This is a genomic window from Mycobacterium sp., from assembly GCF_965277065.1.
GTDB lineage: Bacteria > Actinomycetota > Actinomycetes > Mycobacteriales > Mycobacteriaceae > Mycobacterium.
This window is the reverse complement of sequence record NZ_CBDIBT010000019.1, coordinates 426771-447145: the sequence shown is the minus strand read 5'-3', so window position 1 is coordinate 447145 and position 20375 is coordinate 426771. Positions and strand designations below refer to the sequence as shown.

At 64.1% G+C, this 20375-nt stretch carries 20 protein-coding genes and 1 pseudogene; 7 read left to right on the top strand and 14 right to left on the bottom strand.

The window, feature by feature from the left end; translation table 11 throughout:
- Positions 1-119 precede the first annotated feature (119 nt).
- Positions 120-1955, top strand: a complete 1836-nt coding sequence (locus ACQY5A_RS19285; RefSeq protein WP_428341937.1) for an NAD-binding protein — start codon at positions 120-122, stop codon at positions 1953-1955.
- Between the two features lie 21 nt (positions 1956-1976).
- Here ACQY5A_RS19285 and ACQY5A_RS19280 read toward each other — a convergent pair whose 3' ends face one another.
- Complete coding sequence (locus ACQY5A_RS19280) at positions 1977-2159, bottom strand: hypothetical protein (protein WP_428341936.1); 183 nt, start codon at positions 2157-2159, stop codon at positions 1977-1979.
- A 147-nt stretch (positions 2160-2306) separates the two neighbouring features.
- On the opposite strand from ACQY5A_RS19280, the gene ACQY5A_RS19275 reads away from it, so the two are divergent.
- Positions 2307-2735, top strand: coding sequence for an NADAR family protein (locus ACQY5A_RS19275; protein ID WP_428341935.1), 429 nt, complete (start codon positions 2307-2309; stop codon positions 2733-2735).
- 8 nt (positions 2736-2743) lie between these two features.
- Here ACQY5A_RS19275 and glnA read toward each other — a convergent pair whose 3' ends face one another.
- The 5 genes and pseudogenes from glnA to ACQY5A_RS19250 all read right to left on the bottom strand — a co-directional run bounded on the left by glnA (position 2744) and on the right by ACQY5A_RS19250 (position 6210).
- Positions 2744-4180, bottom strand: coding sequence for a type I glutamate--ammonia ligase (glnA, locus tag ACQY5A_RS19270; protein WP_428341934.1), 1437 nt, complete (start codon positions 4178-4180; stop codon positions 2744-2746).
- 105 nt (positions 4181-4285) lie between these two features.
- A pseudogene (locus ACQY5A_RS19265) lies at positions 4286-4554 on the bottom strand (SDR family oxidoreductase); the annotation flags it as partial.
- A gap of 121 nt (positions 4555-4675) precedes the next feature.
- Positions 4676-4942 (bottom strand): hypothetical protein, encoded by a 267-nt coding sequence (locus ACQY5A_RS19260; protein WP_428341933.1) that lies wholly within the window; start codon positions 4940-4942, stop codon positions 4676-4678.
- A 97-nt stretch (positions 4943-5039) separates the two neighbouring features.
- Positions 5040-5675: a glycoside hydrolase gene (locus ACQY5A_RS19255; protein WP_428343236.1), complete on the bottom strand. Its 636-nt coding sequence runs from the start codon at positions 5673-5675 to the stop codon at positions 5040-5042.
- Positions 5676-5811: 136 nt separating this feature from the next.
- Entirely contained in the window at positions 5812-6210 is a 399-nt protein-coding gene (locus tag ACQY5A_RS19250) for a hypothetical protein (RefSeq protein WP_428341932.1), read from the bottom strand.
- Between the two features lie 219 nt (positions 6211-6429).
- Here ACQY5A_RS19250 and ACQY5A_RS19245 point away from each other — a divergent pair, with 219 nt between their 5' ends.
- Positions 6430-7629, top strand: a complete 1200-nt coding sequence (locus tag ACQY5A_RS19245; RefSeq protein ID WP_428341931.1) for a cytochrome P450 — start codon at positions 6430-6432, stop codon at positions 7627-7629.
- Here ACQY5A_RS19245 and ACQY5A_RS19240 read toward each other — a convergent pair.
- The 5 genes from ACQY5A_RS19240 to ACQY5A_RS19220 all read right to left on the bottom strand — a co-directional run bounded on the left by ACQY5A_RS19240 (position 7560) and on the right by ACQY5A_RS19220 (position 11330).
- Positions 7560-8294 carry an alpha/beta fold hydrolase gene (locus ACQY5A_RS19240; RefSeq protein ID WP_428341930.1) on the bottom strand — a complete coding sequence of 245 codons (735 nt, stop codon included), beginning with the start codon at positions 8292-8294 and terminating at the stop codon, positions 7560-7562. The genes ACQY5A_RS19245 and ACQY5A_RS19240 overlap by 70 nt on opposite strands.
- Positions 8295-8323: 29 nt before the next feature.
- On the bottom strand, positions 8324-8944 hold the full coding sequence (locus tag ACQY5A_RS19235; protein WP_428341929.1) for a TetR/AcrR family transcriptional regulator: 621 nt from the start codon (positions 8942-8944) through the stop codon (positions 8324-8326).
- A 187-nt stretch (positions 8945-9131) separates the two neighbouring features.
- Positions 9132-9365 carry a hypothetical protein gene (locus ACQY5A_RS19230; protein ID WP_428341928.1) on the bottom strand — a complete coding sequence of 78 codons (234 nt, stop codon included), beginning with the start codon at positions 9363-9365 and terminating at the stop codon, positions 9132-9134.
- Complete coding sequence (locus tag ACQY5A_RS19225) at positions 9362-10258, bottom strand: enoyl-CoA hydratase/isomerase family protein (protein WP_428341927.1); 897 nt, start codon at positions 10256-10258, stop codon at positions 9362-9364. The genes ACQY5A_RS19230 and ACQY5A_RS19225 overlap by 4 nt, the downstream gene beginning before the upstream one ends.
- A 106-nt stretch (positions 10259-10364) precedes the next feature.
- Positions 10365-11330 carry a TIGR03621 family F420-dependent LLM class oxidoreductase gene (locus ACQY5A_RS19220; protein ID WP_428341926.1) on the bottom strand — a complete coding sequence of 322 codons (966 nt, stop codon included), beginning with the start codon at positions 11328-11330 and terminating at the stop codon, positions 10365-10367.
- An 88-nt stretch (positions 11331-11418) separates the two neighbouring features.
- Between ACQY5A_RS19220 and ACQY5A_RS19215 the strand changes: the two genes are divergently transcribed.
- Entirely contained in the window at positions 11419-12123 is a 705-nt protein-coding gene (locus ACQY5A_RS19215) for an SDR family NAD(P)-dependent oxidoreductase (RefSeq protein WP_428341925.1), read from the top strand.
- Between the two features lie 9 nt (positions 12124-12132).
- Entirely contained in the window at positions 12133-13587 is a 1455-nt protein-coding gene (locus ACQY5A_RS19210; RefSeq protein ID WP_428341924.1) for an aldehyde dehydrogenase, read from the top strand.
- A gap of 6 nt (positions 13588-13593) precedes the next feature.
- Here ACQY5A_RS19210 and ACQY5A_RS19205 read toward each other — a convergent pair whose 3' ends face one another.
- Positions 13594-14127 carry a hypothetical protein gene (locus ACQY5A_RS19205; protein WP_428341923.1) on the bottom strand — a complete coding sequence of 178 codons (534 nt, stop codon included), beginning with the start codon at positions 14125-14127 and terminating at the stop codon, positions 13594-13596.
- A 112-nt stretch (positions 14128-14239) separates the two neighbouring features.
- Here ACQY5A_RS19205 and ACQY5A_RS19200 point away from each other — a divergent pair, with 112 nt between their 5' ends.
- Positions 14240-15967: an acyl-CoA dehydrogenase family protein gene (locus ACQY5A_RS19200; RefSeq protein ID WP_428341922.1), complete on the top strand. Its 1728-nt coding sequence runs from the start codon at positions 14240-14242 to the stop codon at positions 15965-15967.
- A gap of 12 nt (positions 15968-15979) precedes the next feature.
- Here ACQY5A_RS19200 and ACQY5A_RS19195 read toward each other — a convergent pair whose 3' ends face one another.
- A complete protein-coding gene (locus tag ACQY5A_RS19195; RefSeq protein WP_428341921.1) occupies positions 15980-16738 on the bottom strand; it encodes an SDR family NAD(P)-dependent oxidoreductase in 759 nt (252 codons plus the stop codon).
- A 132-nt stretch (positions 16739-16870) separates the two neighbouring features.
- Between ACQY5A_RS19195 and ACQY5A_RS19190 the strand changes: the two genes are divergently transcribed.
- Positions 16871-17770 carry an NAD-dependent epimerase/dehydratase family protein gene (locus tag ACQY5A_RS19190; RefSeq protein ID WP_428341920.1) on the top strand — a complete coding sequence of 300 codons (900 nt, stop codon included), beginning with the start codon at positions 16871-16873 and terminating at the stop codon, positions 17768-17770.
- Between the two features lie 113 nt (positions 17771-17883).
- Here the strand turns inward: ACQY5A_RS19190 and aceA are convergent, their stop codons facing one another.
- Positions 17884-20196 (bottom strand): isocitrate lyase ICL2, encoded by a 2313-nt coding sequence (aceA, locus tag ACQY5A_RS19185; protein ID WP_428341919.1) that lies wholly within the window; start codon positions 20194-20196, stop codon positions 17884-17886.
- Positions 20197-20375 lie beyond the last annotated feature (179 nt).

Below are 20375 nucleotides of genomic sequence, written 5' to 3'. Positions count from 1 at the left end.
CTTGCGGCGCAGCGCTGTTCGTTGACCTTATACCGTCGCCTCCGGTGGCGTTTTGCGGCAGGGTGGCCGATAGTCATAGGAAACGTGAACCGTAGGTGTCGGTGGAGGCTGGAGGGGTTATGTCTGTCACGATCGACCCCGTTGGTCAGCTGAAAACCCAACCGGCTGCCACGCCAAAGGGTGAAGGCTTTCAGTTCCATCGCGAAATCATCGTCTGCGGTGACGACGCATTGGCGAACACCATCATCGACGAACTGCGGGGCGCCGGCGCCCGGATCATCCGGATCAACTCGGCCGCCGATTTGTTGGGCGCCGGCGTTCATCGTGCGCGGGCCGTGGTCTGCGCCGGGCCTAATGACGCGGTGAATCTCGAAATCGCTTTGTTGGCAAGGCGATTCAGCCCGAACGTTCGCGTGGTGGCGCGGCTGGCAGATAACATGCTGCGCGACGCGGTCGCCGCCGTCAGCGGCCCCGGCGCGATCTTGAATGTCGCCGACCTCGCGGCGCCGTCGATCATCGAGGCGGTCCTGTCACGCAACACGCACCAGTTCGCCACTGCTGGCGTCGAATTCGTCATCTGGGGGTCCGAGGCCCCGAAGGATGGGACGCTGCGTGACCTCTACAAAGACCTGGCGCCGGTGGCCGTCGTGCATGGTAAGAACTCACCCAGCCCCGGCGACGTGGTGCCGTGTCCGGGGCGGGACCTACACATCTCCAAGGGCGACTGGACCTCCATGATCGGCCCGAAGGACGAGATGGAAGCGCGGGGGATCGCGGTGCCGCCCTCGACCGCGACCCGCTCTCGCCACTCCAGGGTGCGACGCGCCATCGACGCGGTGCGCGCCATGCGCGAGGACGCCAACCCGCTGCTCTTTCCCTCGGCGATCTTCACGCTGGTGCTGATTTTCGGTGCGACGACGATGGTGCGTTTCAGCTACGTCAACCCGAAGATGTCCTGGCTCGATGCTCTGTATTTCACGTCCGAGACGATCACCAGTGTCGGCTTCGGTGACTTCAGTTTTGCGGCGCAGTCCGGTGTGTTGCGGTGGTTCGCCATCGGACTGATGTTCGGCGGGGTGACCATCACCGCCATCCTCGTCGCGCTCATCTCGGACCTGTTGCTGTCGCGCCGCTTCGTCCATACGGCCGGTCTGCGACGGGCCCGCCGCATGCGCGACCACATCATCGTCGTCGGCCTGGGGTCGACGGGCATCCGCGTCGTGACCGACCTCGTCGCTGCCGGATATGACGTCGTCGTGATCGAGCAAGACGAGAACAACCGCCTGCTGTCCACGATCGCTGAGCTCGACGTGCCAGTGATTTTCGGCGACTCGACGATGCGCCAGACTTTGGAATCGGCGCGGATCGATCGCGCGCGCGGGGTTGCGGTGATGACCCAGGACGACATGGAGAACATCCGGACCGGCATCGTCCTGCTGGAACTGCTCGGATCCGACACCGAGGTCCCGATCGTGCTGCGTGTGCAGGGCCGGACGCTGAGCGCCGCCGTGAACCAGCAGTTCGGTTTCGAGAACGTGCGGTCGGTGGTGGATCTGGCGGCGCCGTGGTTCATCGGCGCGGCGATGGGGTTGCAGGTGCTGGGGACGTTCTGGGTCGGGCAGCGCTCGTTCATGGTCGGCGCGATGCTGGTCGCGGAGGGCAGCGAGCTCGACGGGATGCGGATGGTGGACCTGTCGACTCAGACGCGTGTCATCGCGATCATCCGCCCCGAAGGACCGGTCAGGTTGCGTCCGCGCCGAGACGCTGCGATGCAAGCCGGCGACACGGTGTACCTCATCGGTCCGTATCGCGAGTTGATCGCGACGCTACGCAAGGGCCAGCCGCCACCGATGACCGCGATCAACGGTGAGGCCGCGTTGGCGCTCGCAGCGGCGCGCGGGCCGCAACGGCTCGAGGCGCGCCGACCGCGCTGGGCGCCCGATCCCGTTGAGTGACAACAACTGTGGGCTGAAAACTCAGGCGGCCTGAGTGCGGATCGCTTGGCTGACAGTCACACTCCGGAAGTGCTCGATGCCGTCTTCGTCCGTCAAGTCCCGGACCACTTCGGCCAATTTGGTTCTCACGTCACTCGGTGACGAATACTGCGTGATCGCACGCGCGCCGTCATCGAACTCGATAGTCACAAGGTAGTCGCTCATGGTGAGGCTCCTGCTGTCGATGGGGTTACCTAACGCTAACCGAGAAGCATCAGAGCCGCCCTTCGAGCAGCTGTGAACCCGCTGTGACGTCAGTCGCCGACGCTATCCTCGACATGCGAATTGTCCCTGCAACAGAAAATGGAGAACTTGATTGATGACTTTCGAGGCCCCGCTTACTTTCTCAGCAACTTCTACCGCCACCCGGTCCGCATAGGCGACGACGAGTACCCGACAGCCGAGCACGCGTATCAAGCGCTGAAGGCTGACGACCCGCACGACCGGGCATGGATTCTCGAGTCGCAGACGCCGCTGATCGCAAAACGACGCGGCCGCAAAGTCCGAGTTGTCAGTTACTGGTCAGACATTCGGATTCTTGTCATGGAGCAAGTACTCGAAGCGAAGTTCAGCGACCCAACGCTTGCTGAGCAACTCGTCGCCACTCACCCGCACACGCTCGTCGAAGGCAACACCTGGCATGACCAATTCTGGGGCGACTGCCGCTGCGGTCGATGCCCCGGAGACGGCGAGAACATGCTCGGTGTCGTCCTGATGGAGTTGCGCGACAATCTTCGGTAGCCGGCGGCTCAGACGTCGTAATAGAGCGCGAATTCGTACGGGGTGGGATGCAGGTTGTACGGCGCCAGCTCGTAGTCGCGTTTGTAGTTGATCCACGTCGCGATCAGGTCGGGCGTGAAAACGCCTCCCTCGGTGAGGTATTCGTGATCTTCTTCCAACCGGTCGATCACCGCGGACAGCTGCGTCGGAGCCTGCGGGATGTCCGCGGCCTCTTCCGGGGGCAAGTCGTAGAGGTCCTTGTCAACCGGGGGAGGCGGTTCGATCTTGTTCTTGATGCCGTCCAGGCCGGCCATCAGCATGGCCGAGAACGAGAGGTACGGGTTGCCCGACGCGTCGGGACATCGGAATTCCAGCCGCTTGGCCTTGGGGTTGCTGCCGGTGATCGGGATACGCACACACGCGGAGCGGTTGCGCTGGCTGTAGACCAGATTGATCGGCGCCTCGTAACCGGGCACCAGCCGCTTGTAGGAGTTGACGGTGGGATTGGTGAAGGCCAGCAGCGACGGCGCGTGATAGAGCAGCCCACCGATGTAGTGCCGCGCCATGTCCGAGAGGCCGGCGTATCCCGAGTCGTCGTGGAAGAGCGGGACGCCGTCCTTCCACAGTGACTGGTGACAATGCATACCGGAGCCGTTGTCGCCGAACAGCGGCTTGGGCATGAACGTGACGGATTTGCCGGCCTGCCACGCGGTCTGCTTAGCGATGTACTTGAACATCTGGTGGTCGTCGGCGGCGTGCAGCAGCGTGTTGAATTTGTAGTTGATCTCGGCCTGGCCGCCGCTGCCCACCTCGTGGTGGCCCTTCTCCAAGGAAAAGCCCGCATTGGTCAGGTGGGTGAGCATGACGTCGCGCAGGTCGACGTAATGGTCAGCGGGGGCAACCGGGAAATACCCGCCCTTGGGGCGGACCTTGTGGCCGAGGTTGGGACTGCCGTCGGTCTCACTCTTCGCGCCGGTGTTCCACCACCCGGACGTCGCGTCCACCTTGTAGAACGATTCGTTGGTGCGTGAGTCGAAGCTGACCGAGTCGAAGATGTAGAACTCGGCTTCCGGGCCGAAGTAGGCGGTGTCGGCGATGCCGGTGCTGATCAGGTAATTCTCCGCCTTGCGGGCGACGTTGCGGGGGTCGCGCGAATACAACTCGAGCGTGAATGGGTCATGCACCGAGAAGTTCACGATCAGCGTTCTGGCGGCGCGAAACGGGTCGATGGTCGCGGTCTCCGGATCGGGGAGCAGCAACATGTCGGATTCGTGGATGGATTGGAATCCGCGAATCGATGAGCCGTCGAACGCCAGCCCTTCCTCGAACACGGTCTCATCGAAGGCGTAGATCGGGATCGTGAAGTGCTGCATGGTGCCCGGCAGATCGCAGAAGCGGACGTCGACGTATTCGATGTGTTCGTCCTTGGCGAGCTTGAAAATATCGTCGGCCGTCTTGTCGGACACTCCAATACCCCTTTGCTTTGGCGCCGCCGCGCCGTTGCCGCATGTCACCATTCACGCACGCCGCAACGCGGTTCGCATCCGGGGCGAACATTCCGTCGGCCGTTGCTAGGTGGTCAGATCTTTCCTGGGGGTGTCGGCGGTGACCCCGCCGTCGACGACGAACTCCGAACCCGTCGAATACGAGGATTCGTCGCTGGCCAAATAGAGGACAAGATTGGACACCGCGGTGGATTTGGTCACCCACGCACGGCCCACTTCGAGGCGACGTAGGCGTGTGCGAACGGTTCGCCCCGCAAGCCCTCGATCGACGAGATGTTGATGATCGAACCCTTGCCCGAGCGGATCATTTCGTCGACGACGGCTTGGGCGCCCATGCCGCGGGCACCGCCCGTGATCAGCGCGACTTTTCCATCGACTCGTCCCAACGAAGCTCTCCCTCTACATCGAGTGGCCGAGGAGTCACGGCCATGATGGGAGGCTAGGCGAGCGACCGGCTCAACCGCCGTAGGTAGGCCCTTGGACCCCGTCCTTGTAGTCCACGCATTTCTTGGTCGCCCCGGTGCCGGTGCAGCACTCCTCGAACAGACTCGGGTCTTGCCCGAAGTGCGCGCTCACCTCGCTCTTGGTGTATTCACCGCCGGCGCTCTTGCAGGAATCCTCGACTCCAGTCTGCGCGTGAGCGAGGGGTGCGACCAGCATCATTGCCGTAGCCGGGGCGGCAATAGCGGCGACACGAATGGCGGTGAAAACCGGGCGTTTCATGAACTCTCTCCGTAGCTCTGGGTGTTCCGCCAGTTTAGCGACTGCGCCGGGTCAGACCGCTGAATGCGTCGTGGCGATGGTGTCGTCGCCCCGTTGATCAGGCCGGCGGCGTCGGTGTCATGGACCCGATCGAATAGGTTTCGTGGCCCGTCGGGTAGCCGCCTCCGTCGGTAGCGATGTGCACGTGGTCGTAGTGGTTGGCGGTTTCGTTGCCGAGATTGGCCGTCCAACTCGGCTTGCCCAGACCGGGGTAGATCTTCTGCCGCCAGATCACGTGGTCGATTCCCCACCGTTTGGCGTTGGCCAGCGCGTACCCGGCGATCTGGTCGCCGAGCTCGATGCCTTCGGGGGAGTTGTGGTTCGGGATCATCACATCGATGGCCAGCCCGTTGGGATGCCACCGCAACGCGTCCTGGCGGTATCCGCCGATGGTGGTGATCTGCGGAAACAGCAAGCTGATGGCGCGGGCCGCCCAGATGGTCTTGACCTGCAGGCCGTTCTCGGGTGCTACGCCGGCCGGCAACGCGAAAGTGAAGCTCTGCGCGGCCGCGGGCGCATCTGCGGTCAATGACTTCAGTTCGGCGGGGCTGGCCATCCGCAGCGGTGCCGCCGGAGGTGGCGCCGACGGGACGGGAGTCGCGGGTTGAGTGTGGGCGACCGGGCTTGCGCTGGGGGCGCTGGCGGTGGCCTTGTCTCCGCAGCACCGCGACTCAGTGCTCTGCGCATAAAACATGCCGGCCGAAACAGCGATGGTCGCTCCGAACGCCAACCAGCGGGCCCGCCCGTTGGTTGACCGGTTGCTGTTCACGAAGAGCACATTAACGCCAGGTCAGGCGTTGTGTGTCAATTTCGGACAGGTTTTAGTGGTCTCACGAGACCAGAAGCACCGGGGAGAAGGCGGCGGAATTACCCGTCTGGTTGCACGTGACGTTGACGCTGTAGCGGCCACCGATTTGCTGGAAGATAATGGTGATGGGCGCTGACGGGTGCGGCCCGGTGACCGCCACGTCCGCGTCGTATGGAAACGCGACCGTCCCCATGACGCCCTGCGAGTGATAGTGGCAAAACTGCGTCGAACCTTCGGGATTTCGCTCATCGACAACGGTCGCGTACGTAGCGAGCCCACCACCGCTGTAGATCACTTCCATGCTGCCGTCGGAGTTGTAGAAGTACGTCGGGTCGGTCCCGGCTCCCGCCGTTCCGGCACTGGCGACCAGCGCGACCATCGCCGTCGCGCCGATCGCCGAAGCGTTCCGGATGAATTTCATGGCGTGCCCCTGGCTTCTCGTCGAATGTGGCTGACACATCGTCTAGCCATTCTGCCGCGTATTGCGGACGTGTACCCGGTTATCAGAGGTCTATTCGTGGCTGTTCACGGCGCTGCTCACTGCGCTCCAGGGGTCTTGACGGGCCGAGTACCAGGCTGCTAGACATGGCGTGCGCCCGGTATTGGGCGATCGCCCAAAATTCTGCACGGAAGGCTTCGGATGGGCCGGACACTCGAGACCGACGTCTACTACGACCCCTACGACACCGGGATCAACACCGACCCGTATCCCACATTCGCGCGGCTGCGCGAGGAAGCTCCGGTCTACTACAACGAGCAGTACGACTTCTGGGCGATCTCACGCCATTCCGATGTCGAGCAGGCGCTGGCGAACTGGCAGGTCTTCTCCAGCCGTCGCAGCGACATCCTCGAGTTGGTGAAGTCGAAGTTCGACATGCCGCGCGGTGTGATGATGTTTCAGGATCCGCCCGAGCATTCGATGTTGCGCGGTCTGATGTCACGGGTGTTCACCCCGCGCCGGATGGCCGCCATCGAGGAACAGATTCGCCAATACTGCGTGCGATGCCTGGACCCGCTGGTCGGATCGGGTGGTTTCGACGTCATCGCCGAGCTGGCATCGATGATGCCGATGCGGGTGATCGGGATGTTGCTGGGAATCCCTGAGTCCGAACAGATCTCGGTCCGCGACGCCAACGATGCCAACCTGCGTACCAAGCCCGGTGCGCCGCTCAAAGTCGCCAACGCCGATTCCATCGCCGACGGGCGGATCTACGCCGACTACGTCGAGTGGCGGTCGAAGAACCCGTCCGACGACTTGATGACCACGCTGCTCAACGTCGAATTCGACGATGAGCGCGGGGTGCACCGAAAGCTGACCCGCAAAGAAGTGCTGCACTACACCCAGGTGGTTGCGGGCGCGGGCAACGAGACGACGGGGCGCCTGATCGGCTGGCTGGCCAAGGTGCTCGCCGAGCATCCCGATCAACGCCGCGAGGTGGTCCAGGATCGCTCGCTGCTGAACCGGACCATAGACGAGACGCTGCGCTTCGAGCCGACGGGCCCACACGTAGCTCGTTGGATGGCAACGGATTTCGAGCTCTACGGCACCCCCATCCCGACAGGTAGTGCGATGCTGCTGCTGTTCGGCGCCGCGAATAGGGACCCCCGTCGGTACACCGACCCGGACAGCTTCAACATCCATCGCGACAACATTTCGCACATCACCTTCGGGAAAGGCGTGCACTATTGCCTGGGTGCCAACCTCGCCCGGCTGGAGGTCCGCGTCGCGCTCGACGAGATCCTCAACCGCTGGCCGCAGTGGGATATCGATTACGAGAGCGCGCAGCGCCCGACGAGGATTTCTGCCAGCTGTTTGGGCTCGCTAACCATCACCATATGACAGCTGTCGATTTCGATCAGCGTCTGCACGCCGCCGATCGCCTCCATCGTTTTGCGTTGCAATTTCGGCGCGATAGCGCGATCCCGCAGTGTCATGAGCCATGTGCGCGGAATGTCGTCAGGCAATGTGTGCTGAGGCACGGTTTCCGTAAGGATGCGAAGCGATTCCGGGTAGAGCTTGTCTTTCATGAACAGGCGGCGATCCGAAGGAATGCCGTTCATGTACGCGAAACGTGCTATTGCGCCAGGTGTTTCGCGCGGCACGCCCCTTTTGGCGAAGCGCCGAGCGATTTTTGAAAGTAGCCAGGGCAAGGTGTCCACAAGTGTCGCTCCCCGTGGAGGAATAAAGGCGGCGGCGAAGATCATTTCGCGGACCCTGTGCGCTCCGAGCTTGGTGGCCATGCCCGGAAGCGCCATGCCTCCGATCGAATGACCGACGATGACGATGCTCTCCGGGTCGGCGCTCTCGACGTCGTCGACGAGCGAGTCGACGAAGTCGGCGATGGTCATCCTTCTCAGGTCTCCCGGTTTGCTCCTCCTTCCCGGCATGTCGAGTGCGAGCACGGTCAAGTCAGGGGCGAGCCAACGGATCTGATCGATGGTGAGTTCCCAAGAATCGGCGGCGAGTCCGCCCCCATGTACAAGTACTAACGTGGGTAGCGCCATCGCGGGTCTCCTTCAGCGCGGCGGGAGCCCTAGCCGGTTTTGGCGGCGCGGCTTTGCCGCGCCTTCGGCTGGGGCATCTCGAATTTGTCCAGGAATCGGTGCACCAATGCGACGGCCTCATCGTGACCGCCGGCGGTGCCGAGCCCCTGCTCGAGAATCAGGGTGCGCCCAATGGCGGCGATGATCACAGCCAGCGCGGCCGGCGGGAAATCGTCGGTGTCGAGGTCGTGCTCGCGGACGATGAAATTCAGTGCGGTGATCTGCTGTTCGCGCCAGCGTTCGGACCAGGCCGCGATCTCTGCACGAATCTCCTTGCGGTGGTTCGCAAGTCCCATGAACTCCAACAGCAGTCGAGTGTCTTTGGGTGCTGTCAGGGTTTCCCAGAACGCGTGCAACGGCCGGTCGGAGGCCAGCGCCTTCTGTTGTCGGTCCAGGTAGATCGTCGCGCCGATCCGGAAGACAGCCAGATACAGCTCGTCCATGGTGGGGAAGTAGTAATGCACGAGCGCTGGCTTGACCCCGGCCTGCGCCGCGACCCGGCGTGAGGTCGCCGCCGCGTAACCATCCTCGACCATGATCTGACTCGTCGCGGCGATCAACAACTCGCGCGTCGTGGAGTCGCGTGCCTTGGGTCGAGGGGATGCGGTCACGTTGGGAGTCCTATCACACGGCGGGTTCGGCGATTATCTCGAAGAAGGCGGCACCTGAGTCCGGGATGCGGTTCTGCGCAGCTTCCCGACGACTCCTCGCCGGGATGTTCCTGCCAGACGACCTTGTTGCCGCGGTGGGCGCACACGTTGTGGAAGCCATGCACCGTGTCGTCGAGGTCGCGGGCGATCACGATCGAGGCCAGCCGGCCGGGCAGGTCGCGGGTGAGATATGAGCCCCTGCGTGGCAGTCGTTCGATTCGACCGACGCACAACCAGTTTCGCTGAACACAGCCTCGCGCTCGTCGGCGAAGAACTCCGGTGAAATGGAGTGTTCGTAATCGACCGGTGCCGTTCCGAGTTCGGGGTGGTCGGTGGTGAACTTGCCACGTCCGGTGGACAGGCGCTGCTGGATGCTGGTCACGAATGAGCTTCTTCCTGCGCGGACGTCCCGTTGTGCGGTGTGCTCCAAGGCTCGTCGTCCCAAGCCCGGTCCAGCGGCGCCATCTCACCGCCGAACGGGAAGAACACGCGCTGGGCGTAGGTCTCGCGGCCCAGGCCGTGGCCGAGTTCGTTGACGAAGGCCCGCTTGAGCGGGTTGGTGAACAGCTGTCGGGTGTACCGCAGTGTCAGCGGTGGTCGCTTGATCAGTTCGCGAGCGTGCTCCCAGGCCCGGTCCACAACCTTGTCCTTGGGCAGCACCTCGTTGACCACGCCCCACTCCTTGGCTTCCTGCGCACTGACCTTCTGACCCGTCAGCAGGAAGTAACGCGCGCGGTTGTGCCCGGCGAGCACACTCCAGATCACGTGCTGACCGTCACCGGGCACCTGCCCGCGCGGGAAGTGAGAGGCGTCCTGAAAGTAGGCGTCCTCGGAGGCCAGCACGATGTCGGCCATGATCGGCACCTCGGAGTGCATGTTGCACGGACCGTTGACCGCGCTGATCATCGGGACGTCGACGTCGAGCACATTGAAGATGAGATGGCGTGCGTACCAGGCCTTCTCGTCGAGCTTGTGCGTTCCGCGGTCATCCGGCATGGCCTGATAGATGGGGGGTTCGGGCAGTTCGCCGTTGGGCAGGCGACCCCAGTTGGCGTTGTAGTTCTCGCCCGTGCCGGTATGAATGAGCACCTTGATCTCGCGGTCGCCGGCGATATCGGCAAACGCGTCCGACATCTCGTCGTGGGCCTTCCAGCTCCACACCAGGCTGTCGCCGTTGGTATGGCACTGCATGAACAGGATGCCTTCGTCTGTGAGTTCGAACTTGTAGTTGGCATAGTTGTTCTGGTACTCGCTGTATCTGGTCCGCTTCGCCATTGAGTCGTCTCGCTCCTGCGGTCATCGTTCGGGCGCTGTCACTATTTGAGCGATCGCCCAATAGTTACCTGCCATGGTTACATCATCGGCGCGCAGCGGTCAAGGTTTAGCGGCCGCTGAGCCGGTCCACAATCGGTGCGAACGATTCGATCTGCCCCTGTTGCACCGTGACGTAGTTGACGCCGAGCGACTCCCGTCGCGAAAGCAGGATCTCCACAATAGTTTTCAGAGAGCCAATCATCACGTTGGGATGCTCGCGCAGAACGTCGACGGGAATTCCGGTGGTCGAGGCTGCCTGCGCCAGTGTGGCTTCGGGATCGTCGGTGACCGCGGTGAAGTACGGCGAACTCTCGATTTCCAGCCGGCTGTAACGCTCGCCCGCCGCGGTCCGGACCACGTCGGTGCGGCGCTGCGCAACGGCCGCAGGGTCGCGGCCGTTGGCATCGCGTGCGACGAACGGCACGCTGGACATGCTGACGATATCGGCCTCGTGGCCGGCGAATGCCAGCATGCGCGGACCACCGCCGCCGATCATGATCGGCGGGTGTGGGCGCTGCACCGGTAGCGGCCGGCCGGCGTACCCGCGCACCTGAACGACCTGGCCGGCGAAGTCCAGTTGCCGGCCTTCCCAGTGCGCCTTGATGAGCGACACCACCTCCGCCAGCTTGGCGATCCGCCGTTCCGGCCGGTCGAAGGTCAAACCCATTGCGTTGTATTCGGTTTCGCTCCAGCCCGCTCCAATGCCCATCTCGAGGCGACCGTCTGAGAGCAGATCCAGAGTTGCCGCTTCCTTGGCCAGCACTGCGGGCACGTGGTAGTCGATGCAGAAGACCCGGCAACCGATCCGCAGTGTTTCGCTGACGGCGGCCGCCGCGGCCATCGCCGCGATCGGGGCGAGATCCTGGAGAGGTGTGCGCGCGAGTTTCTGGGCGGGCCCGGGACCCAGATAGTGATCGGCGAGGAAAAGCGTTGAGTAGCCCAGATCTTCGACCTTGCGCACGGTGTCGCGCCACTCTCGTCCGCCGGCGGCGTTGGTCGCCTGCACCGCGAAGCGAAACGGAGGCCTGTCCATGGGCTTGACCATAAACGACGCGGGGTGATAGGCATGCAGTGTTTGGGCAGTCGCTCAGGAAAAGTGTCATGAAGGGGCGGTAGCGAGCTTGAAGACGGCGGTCGTCACCGGCGGTGCCTCAGGAATTGGTCGCGCGATCGCCGAACGGTTGCGCGCCGACGGCTTCCGGGTGGCCGTCATCGACCTGTCGCCCTCAGACGACGAGTTCAGCCACGTGGTCGATGTCACCGAGCGCACGCGGGTAGACGCCGCGGTGGCGGCCATTCGTGAACAGCTCGGCCCAATCTTGGTGCTGGTCAACTCCGCCGGCATGACGGGTTTCCAGAAGTTCTCGAAGATCACCTTCGCGGAATGGTCGAAGGTGATCGACGTCAACCTCAACGGAACCTTCCACACCATTCAGGCGGTGCTACCGGACATGGTCGAGGCCGGCTGGGGGCGCATCGTCAATATCTCGTCGTCCAGCACGCATTCTGGCCAGCAGTTGATGGCGCACTACGTCGCGGCCAAATCCGCGGTGAACGGCCTGACCAAATCGCTGGCACTGGAATACGGCCCGGCCGGGATCACCGTCAACGCCGTCCCGCCCGGGTTCGTCGACACACCGATGCTGCGCGGCGCCGAGAGCAATCACCAACTCGGCGGAACCGTCGAAGACCACATCGACCGCACACCGGTGCGCAGGGTGGGCCGGCCCGAGGACATCGCCGCCGCCTGCGCCTTTTTCATCTCGGACGAAGCCAGCTACATCACCGGACAGATACTCGGCGTCAACGGCGGTCGCAACACCTGAGAGGATCAGATGTACCAGAGGGATGAACTCTTCATCGACGGGAAATGGGCTGCAGCCCAGCGTGGTTCCTCCATCACCGTCATATCTCCGCACAGCGGGACCGAGATCGGCCGCGCAGTGTGTGCGGGAGCCCTCGACGTCGACCGAGCCGTGCAGGCGGCCCGGGCGGCGTTCGACACCGGGCCATGGCCGCGGATGCAGCCCAGCGAACGGATCGAGGCGATCGGACGCCTTGCCGCCGTCTACAAGGAGCGGCGCGCGGATATGGCGGCGCTCATCTCCGCCGAGATCGGCGCCCCGATCAGCTTCGCCAAGAGGGCGCAGGTGGCGTTGCCCCTGATGATGATGTCGGCGTTCTGCGGTATCGCCAGTAGCTACCCGTGGCAGCAGGACCGTCCCGGGTTGTACGGCAAGGACATTCGGGTGATCAAACAGCCCGTCGGGGTCGTCGCCGCGATCGTGCCATGGAACATGCCGCAATTTCTCACCGTCACCAAGGTGGTGCCGGCTCTGCTGGCCGGATGTTCGGTGGTGCTCAAGCCGGCGCCCGAGTCGGTGCTCGACGCGCAACTGCTCGCCGATCTGGTCGCCGAAGCCGACCTGCCGCCCGGTGTGCTGAATGTGGTGCCCGGCGGTCGCGACATCGGCGAGCAGTTGGTCAGCCACGACGGCGTGGACAAGGTCTCGTTCACCGGATCGACCGCGGCCGGGCGGCAGGTCGCGATCGCCTGCGCCCAGGGGTTGAAGCAGGTCAGCCTCGAATTGGGTGGGAAGTCGGCGGCGATCGTGCTCGACGACGCGGAGCCGTCAGCGGTGGCGACCGGGATTCAGATGGCCAGCCTGGCCAACAGCGGCCAGGTGTGTAACGCGCTCAGCCGGATTCTGGTGCCCGCGGCCCGCGAGGCGGAGTTCGTCGACGCGCTGGCGGCCGCGATGGAGTTGATGCCCGTCGGCGACCCGTCCGACCCCAACACCGCGGTCGGGCCGCTGGTGGCACAGCGCCAGCAGGAGCGGGTCCGCAGTTACATCGAATCGGGCACAAGCGAAGGCGCGCGGCTGGTCGTCGGCGGCGCGGAGATGCCCGACGGGCTGAACACCGGTTGGTATGTGCGGCCCACCTTGTTCAGCAGCGCGAACAACGACATGCGGATCGCGCGCGAGGAAATCTTCGGCCCGGTGCTGACCGTCATTTCCTACCGTGACGAAGACGAGGCCATCCGGATCGCCAACGACACCGAGTACGGGCTGGCCGGGTCGGTGTTCACCGCCGACACCGATCGCGGGTACGGCGTGGCCACTCGTGTCCGGTCGGGCACATTCGGCGTCAACGAGGGCTACATCATGGATCCCGCGGCGCCGTTCGGCGGCGTCAAGAACAGCGGCTACGGCCGCGAGCTCGGGGCCGAAGGTATCGACGGCTACACGGTGAGCCAGTCGATTTCGGCTGCCGCGCAGGGCAACTAGTCGGCTCTAGTGCTTGCCGCCGACTTCGGCCGGCAACGGCGGCGGCAGCGGTTTGGCCGGTGCCGCCGAGGTTTGGGGTGCAGCCGGTGCGGCGGACGGTGCCTGCGCTGCGGCGCTGGGACTCTGCGCCGTCTTGGGTCCGTGGTACGTCAGCATCGACTCGCGGCGGATCACCCCGCTGGCGTCGCTGACCACCAGCGCGCTCGATGTGACCGTGTAGGTGACACCGTCCTGTTTCGCGACGAAGCTTCCGTCGGAGGCGGCGGTGGCGGTCGCGATCAATTTCGCTCCGTCGCTGACCCGCACGCCGTGGTAGCCGTACTGGCCCGCCGGGCTCTTGCAGATTGCCACCCGTGACTCCGCCGTGCTGCCGAACGCGATCGCTGTGTTGGGCGCTGCGCAGCGCGCGGAGGAGTCGACGAAACCCAGGGCGTCGGTGGACGGATCAGCAGCGGCTATTGGTGTGCCGACTGCGAACAGGGTCCAGCACGCCGCCGCAGCGACCGCGATTCGTCGGGTGCAGGGCAGGTAAAGGGACATAAGGCCTCACGACACCATGGGCGACCAGCGACATCCCGCGCCCACGCCGCGTGGTCGCTGAATCGTTAGCTTCTTGAGATCCGCCAGAGCCGTAGGGCTAGATTCGCATGTCATGGGACTGCTCTTCGATCCGAATACTTACCACCCGTCGCACTTCGATCCGGAAACGCGGCGCCAGCTGCGCGCGGTGATCGAGTGGTTCGAAGGACGCGGCAAGGTCAAGCTGCTGCGCGACGATCTCGAGGCCACCTGGGTGTCCGATTTCCTCGACTTCATCAAGCAGGAAAAAATCTTCTCGACCTTCCTCACCCCGTCGGAATACGGCGGCGGCGACCCGAACAAGCGGTGGGACACCTCCCGAAACGCCGCGCTGAGCGAGATCTTCGGGTTCTACGGCCTGTCGTATTGGTACGCCGAGCAGGTCACGATCCTGGGCCTCGGGCCGATCTGGCAGAGCGACAACATCAAGGCCAAGGAGCGCGCGGCGGCGCAGCTCGAGGCCGGCGGTGTGATGGCGTTCGCGCTGTCCGAGCGGGATCACGGTGCCGACATCTACAACACCGACCTGTTGCTCACGCCGGCCAAGGACGACGACGAAGGCGTCATCTTCCGGGCCTCGGGGGAAAAGTACTACATCGGCAACGGCAACGTCGCGGGCATGGTGTCGGTGTTCTCTCGTCGCACCGACATCGACGGCGCCGACGGCTACGTGTGGTTCGTCGCCGACAGCGGCCACGACAACTACGAGCTGATCGGCAACGTGGTGCACGGCCAGATGTTCGTCAGCAACTTCCGGCTCAATGATTACCCAGTGCACGAGGAAGACATCCTCTGCACCGGTCCGGAGGCGTTCTCGGCCGCACTCAACACCGTCAACGTCGGCAAGTTCAACTTGTGCTCGGGCTCAATTGGTATGTGCGAGCACGCCTTCTACGAGGCGATCACCCACGCCAACAATCGCGTCCTGTACGGCAACCCGGTCACCGACTTCCCGCACGTGCGGGCCAGCTTCGTCGAGGCCTACGCCCGAGTGATCGCGATGAAGTTGTTCAGCGATCGCGCGATCGACTACTTCCGCAGCGCCAGCCTCGATGACCGTCGGTACCTGCTGTTCAACCCGGTGACCAAATCCAAGGTGACGTCGGAAGGCGAGACCGTGGTCACCCTTTTGTGGGATGTGTTGGCCGCCAAGGGCTTCGAGAAGAACACCTACTTCTGCGAAGTGGCCCGGCTGATCGGTGCCCTGCCGCGACTGGAGGGCACCGTGCACGTCAATGTGGCACAGATCCTGAAGTTCATGCCCAACTACATGCTCAACCCGGCGAGGTACCCGGAGATCGCCACCCGCAACGACCCCGCCGACGACACGTTCTTCTGGGCGCAGGGACCAGCCCGGGGTGCGTCCAAAGTTCAGTTTGCCGACTGGACAAAGGTTTACGAGCAGCACTCCACGACCGCCAACGTCGCGCTGTTCTACGAGCAGACACAAGCCCTCAGAGAGCTGTTGATCACCGCGCCGCCGAGTCCGGAGCAGATGAAAGACCTCGACTTCCTGCTCGTCGTCGGCCACCTGTTCACGCTGGTCGTCTACGGTCAGCTGATTCTCGAGCAGGCGGATCTGATCGGGCTCGACGCCGACCTGGTGGACCAGATCTTCGAGGTCCAGATCCGCGACTTCTCCGGCTACGCCGTCGCGCTGCACGGGAAGGCCAGTTCGACACCGACCCAACAAGATTGGGCCATGGCCGCCGTACGCAGGCCTGTCACTGACGCCGCCCGCTTCGGTCGGGTATGGCAACAGGTCGAGGCCTACGACGGCGCCTACGAGATGCGGCCGTAGCTACGACTCGCCTCAGCCGGCTGTCGGTACGAACGGGACGTCGTCCGGCGCGGCGCGGCGCGCAGCCAGTACCGCGCGGGCGGCGTCGCCGATCGGAAGGCGCAGTGGCAGTTCCGGCTTCTCGGCGGCGTCTGCGATCTCGGTTGCCACTTGTTCGGGCGTGATCATCGCGTCGCGCAGATCGTCATCGCCGGCGAGTCCGGCGTAGGGGTCGTCCGGCAAGGTGTAGGTCGTCACGTCATCCAGCGCGCCTGAACTCACGGCACCGGGCTCGAGCAACGTAGCCTCGATGCCGAACGAGGCAACCTCGATGGCCAGGGCTTCGACGAGGGCTTCGAGTGCCCACTTCGTCGCAGCGTAGGCCGCTCCGGTCGGCAGCGTTATCCGTCCGACGACGCTGGACATGAACAGCAGTTTGCCCTCGCCGCGGGCGCGCATGCCGGGCAGCGCAGCCTGTGCGACGCGCAGTGCGCCGACGGAGTTGAGGTCGAACAATTCCTGCAGCTTGTTCAGCGGGATGGCTTCCACGGCCGCGTAAAAGACCTCGGCGGGGTTGACGACGACAATGTCGACGTTGCCGGCGGCGGCGAATGCGGCGGTCACGCTGGCGTCATCGGTGACGTCGAGGGCCAGCTTTTGCGCGAGGTCGAGGCCTTCCAGCGAACGGGGATCGCGGGCGGTGCCGATCACGCGGTGACCGCGCCGAATGAACTCCTCGGTGATAGCGCGGCCAATTCCGCGACCTGCTCCGGTGACGAGGACAGTGGACATGAGGCGGGCTCCTTGGATCTGAGTGGTCGGACATTCTTGTAAACCGATCGGTATACTAGTTTGTTCCACGCTAACCGAACTTTCTCCGGCGGTACAGCCGACGGCGCATGACCGCGGGCATACGATCGGCACATGCGTGGCGCCAAAATTCTGATCACCGGGCCGACCGGACAAGTTGCCATCCCCATCGCTCGGGCCCTGGCGGCCGAGAACGAAGTGTGGGGAATCGCCCGTTTCACCAACGCGGCCGCCCGCCAAGCGTTGGAGGAAGCGGAGGTTCGGTGCGAGACGGTCAACCTCGCCGCCGGTGAGTTCGGAGGCCTGCCGACCGATTTCGACTATGTGCTCAATTTGGCCGTGGCGAAAAGTGGCGACTGGGACAAGGATCTCGGCGCCAACGCCGAGTCCGTCGGCCTGTTGATGGCGCACTGCCGCAGCGCAAAAGCGTTCCTGCACTGCTCATCTGCCGCTGTCTACGATCCGCCGGACGACGAACCCCGCACCGAGCACTCCGCCCTGGGCGACAACCACAAGCCGTTGTTCCCCACCTACTCCATCTCCAAGATCGCCGGGGAAGTGGTCGCCCGGACCATGGCGCGCGCCCTCGGCGTGCCCACCGTCATCGCCCGACTCAACGTCCCGTACGGCGACAACGGAGGATGGCCGTTCTATCACATGGAAATGATGCTGGCCGGTATCCCGATCCCGGTGCCCGCCGGAGTTGCGGCCAGCTACAACCCAATTCACGAAGACGACATCATCGCGACGATCCCGAAGCTGCTCGCGGCCGCCTCGGTGCCGGCGACCACGGTCAACTGGTGCGGCGACCAGACCGTCAGCCTGCAGGACTGGTGCCGCTACCTCGGCTCGCTGGTCGGCAAGGACCCGGTCTTCGAAGAAAGCCCGCAGGCGTTGCGCGGCAACCCCACCGACGCGTCACGAATGCACGAGCTGGTGGGTGCCGGAAAAGTCGACTGGCAGGATGGAATTCGCCGGATGGCGGCGAAATTCCATCCTGAGCTCGTCGGCTAGCTGATCTCCAGCAACCCCTTGGCAGATCGCACCGAGTGTGAATCCGACGACGCGACACGCCGTTGCCGCGTCGGCAGATTCACATTCGCGCCCGAAGCGGATGAGCTCGTCGGCTAATCCTGTTTGGCGATCAGCTTTTTCAGCGCTTCCCGGTCAGACGCCAGCAGCTCATCGATGCGCGGCTGGTTTACATCCGCGACGATGATCTCGCCGACCTCCTGATACACGTTGCTGAAGATGCCGTGCGACTTCATCTTCTCGGTCTGATAGATGTTGTCCTCGGTCGGCGTCACGTAGTAGACGATCTCTGGCTTGAAGCGATGGATCAGCCACAGGTGAATGACGTCCATCAGCCGCTTCTGGCGCATCTTCTCGGCGAACGTGTTCTGATCGCGCACCGTGAGGATGTTGCGTCCGTGGCGATCCTTGATCGGGTCGACGACCACGTTGGCGAGTGGCTCGTCGGCGTCGTTGCCGTAAATGCCGAGGTCGAGCACGTCAGAGCCGGCGCGCCGGGGACGTAGCCGCACGGTCAGCGTCTCGCCGATCTTGTAGTGGTCGCCCCACAGCGCCAGCCACTCCTCGAGCAGCTTCTTGGGCACCTCGGTCTGCACCAGGTGCTGATGCTGCGTGGACCCTTCACCCATCGACTTCGTGGTCGCGGTCCGACCGGACGACGCGGCCAGTGCGGCGTCGCTACGGGGCCCGCCGACCAGCGTTTGCGGTGTGCGGTAAGGCGACTCGACCAGTCGCATCTTACGTTGCAGACGAGCCAGCGCAAGCATGCCTTCCTGGCGCAGCGACGTCGCAAACTCCTCCGATGCCACACCGTCGATCTGGTGGCCACCGTAGGTGATGAAATTGAAGACGAAGCCCATCTTGCCGAGTTCCTCAGGGAACGCCCGCATCTCGTCATCGGTCATACCGGTGGTGTCCCAGTTGAACGACGGCGAAAGGTTGTAGGCCAGCATCTGGTCGGGGAACTGCGCGTGGATCGCCTCGGCGAATTCGCGGGCGTCGACAAGATCGGCCGTCTTGGTCTCCATCCAGAGCAGATCGGCAAATGGCGCTGCGGCAAGCGATTTGGCAATCGCGTAGGGAATGCCGCCGCGGATCTGATAGTAGCCTTCCGGCGTCTTGGCCAGCTCGCAGTCCCAGGAAACGTTGACGCCCAGTTCTTTTGCTTTCTGCTGGGCGGTGTAGAACGGAGCGCGCTGGGCGAACTTCCGCCACTCGTCGGCGCTCATGTCACTGGCTTCGCCGTCATTGGCGTTGAACTCGAGAAGTTCCGCAACGGCTTCGCCGTAGGTCATCAGCCCCGCGTCGAGTTGCCAGGCGTCGACGAACTTCGACTCGATCTCGTCGAACACGGCGTCGATCGACTCCTGCGCATGGTCCGGCGACGCGGCCGCGTTGGTGATCAGCTCGGTGATGCCGTTGCGTTCCAGCCACGCATCCGCCGCGGCGTACTGCCCGTCGGGCAGGGCGTACAGCAGGTGGCCGTTGAGCTCGGAGAACCCGGAGTTGTAGAAGCGGCGCACCATCGCCAGGAAACAGGACTTGTAGGACGAGATCTTGAGGTTTGTCGTGCCCAGCAGGAACGGCTGGTCACGCTCGTCCCCGCGGCTGTCGAGCAGGTTGGCGGCCTCAGCGTCGGTGCGGGCGACGATGATGCCCGGCACCCGCATGATGTCGAGCTGGAAACGGGCCGTGTTGAGGCGCTTGATCTGCTCGTCGGAGGGCACCAAGACCTTGCCGCCCTGGTGGCCACACTTCTTGGTGCCCGGCCGCTGGTCTTCGATGTGGTACCCCGGCACGCCCGCCTCGACGAATCGTTTGACCAGGTTGCGCACGTGCGGATCGCCGCCGTGGCCGGTGTCGGCGTCGGCGATGATGAACGGCCGGTAGTCGACCGCGGGCGTCCGCTCGCGTTGCTCCGCGCTCATCCGCAGGCGCAGGTACTGCTGGTTGCGATCGGCCGTCAGCAGCGCGCGGACCAATCCGGCAGCCTCGTCGGGCACCTGGCTGAGTGGGTAGCTGGCCAGGTCGGGTCCGGGATCCTCGCTGATGGAGCCCTTGGCCGAGGTCGCCCACCCGCCGAGGTAGATGCCCTCGATGCCCATCCGCTTCATCGTCACGGCCTGCCCGGGGGAGTACGGGCCGAAGGTGGTGATGCTCTTCTTCTGCGCGAACAGCTCACGCAGCCGCGGGTAGAAGGCCTGGGCGGCCTCCCGCGCCACGATGTAGTCGGACGGGATGGTGCCGCGCTGTTCGACGACCTGGCGCGCGGAGTAGAGCCGGGTGATTCCGTCGAAGCGTGAGCTGTCCAGGTAGGCCTGGGTTGCGGTTACGTCGCTCTCGAACGCGTGCTGCGAGTCCTGCTCGGACGGTGTCTGCGCCTTTGCATCCGCCTCGATGATGCTCATGTTTCTCCACTCTCCGATATCGATGTCACCCCGATTGCCCCTGAGTCTATGGCTGCTGTGAGCTACGACGTTTCAAAATCGCATCTCTGCTGCACACAGCCGCAGCGGGCATACCGCCGACATGCCGCCGCTAAACCCCTGGCACGTCATAGGGGTATGGGTGCGCCGGCGCAGGAAAT

Coding starts and splice junctions, on each gene's coding strand:
- ACQY5A_RS19285 (WP_428341937.1), top strand. CDS start 120: ATGTCTGTCACGATCGACCCCGTTGGTCAGCTGAAAACCCAACCGGCT.
- ACQY5A_RS19280 (WP_428341936.1), bottom strand. CDS start 2,159: ATGAGCGACTACCTTGTGACTATCGAGTTCGATGACGGCGCGCGTGCG.
- ACQY5A_RS19260 (WP_428341933.1), bottom strand. CDS start 4,942: ATGAAACGCCCGGTTTTCACCGCCATTCGTGTCGCCGCTATTGCCGCC.
- ACQY5A_RS19255 (WP_428343236.1), bottom strand. CDS start 5,675: ATGTTTTATGCGCAGAGCACTGAGTCGCGGTGCTGCGGAGACAAGGCC.
- ACQY5A_RS19250 (WP_428341932.1), bottom strand. CDS start 6,210: ATGAAATTCATCCGGAACGCTTCGGCGATCGGCGCGACGGCGATGGTC.
- ACQY5A_RS19245 (WP_428341931.1), top strand. CDS start 6,430: ATGGGCCGGACACTCGAGACCGACGTCTACTACGACCCCTACGACACC.
- ACQY5A_RS19240 (WP_428341930.1), bottom strand. CDS start 8,294: ATGGCGCTACCCACGTTAGTACTTGTACATGGGGGCGGACTCGCCGCC.
- ACQY5A_RS19225 (WP_428341927.1), bottom strand. CDS start 10,258: ATGGCGAAGCGGACCAGATACAGCGAGTACCAGAACAACTATGCCAAC.
- ACQY5A_RS19220 (WP_428341926.1), bottom strand. CDS start 11,330: ATGGACAGGCCTCCGTTTCGCTTCGCGGTGCAGGCGACCAACGCCGCC.
- ACQY5A_RS19210 (WP_428341924.1), top strand. CDS start 12,133: ATGTACCAGAGGGATGAACTCTTCATCGACGGGAAATGGGCTGCAGCC.
- ACQY5A_RS19205 (WP_428341923.1), bottom strand. CDS start 14,127: ATGTCCCTTTACCTGCCCTGCACCCGACGAATCGCGGTCGCTGCGGCG.
- ACQY5A_RS19200 (WP_428341922.1), top strand. CDS start 14,240: ATGGGACTGCTCTTCGATCCGAATACTTACCACCCGTCGCACTTCGAT.
- ACQY5A_RS19195 (WP_428341921.1), bottom strand. CDS start 16,738: ATGTCCACTGTCCTCGTCACCGGAGCAGGTCGCGGAATTGGCCGCGCT.
- ACQY5A_RS19190 (WP_428341920.1), top strand. CDS start 16,871: ATGCGTGGCGCCAAAATTCTGATCACCGGGCCGACCGGACAAGTTGCC.
- aceA (WP_428341919.1), bottom strand. CDS start 20,196: ATGAGCATCATCGAGGCGGATGCAAAGGCGCAGACACCGTCCGAGCAG.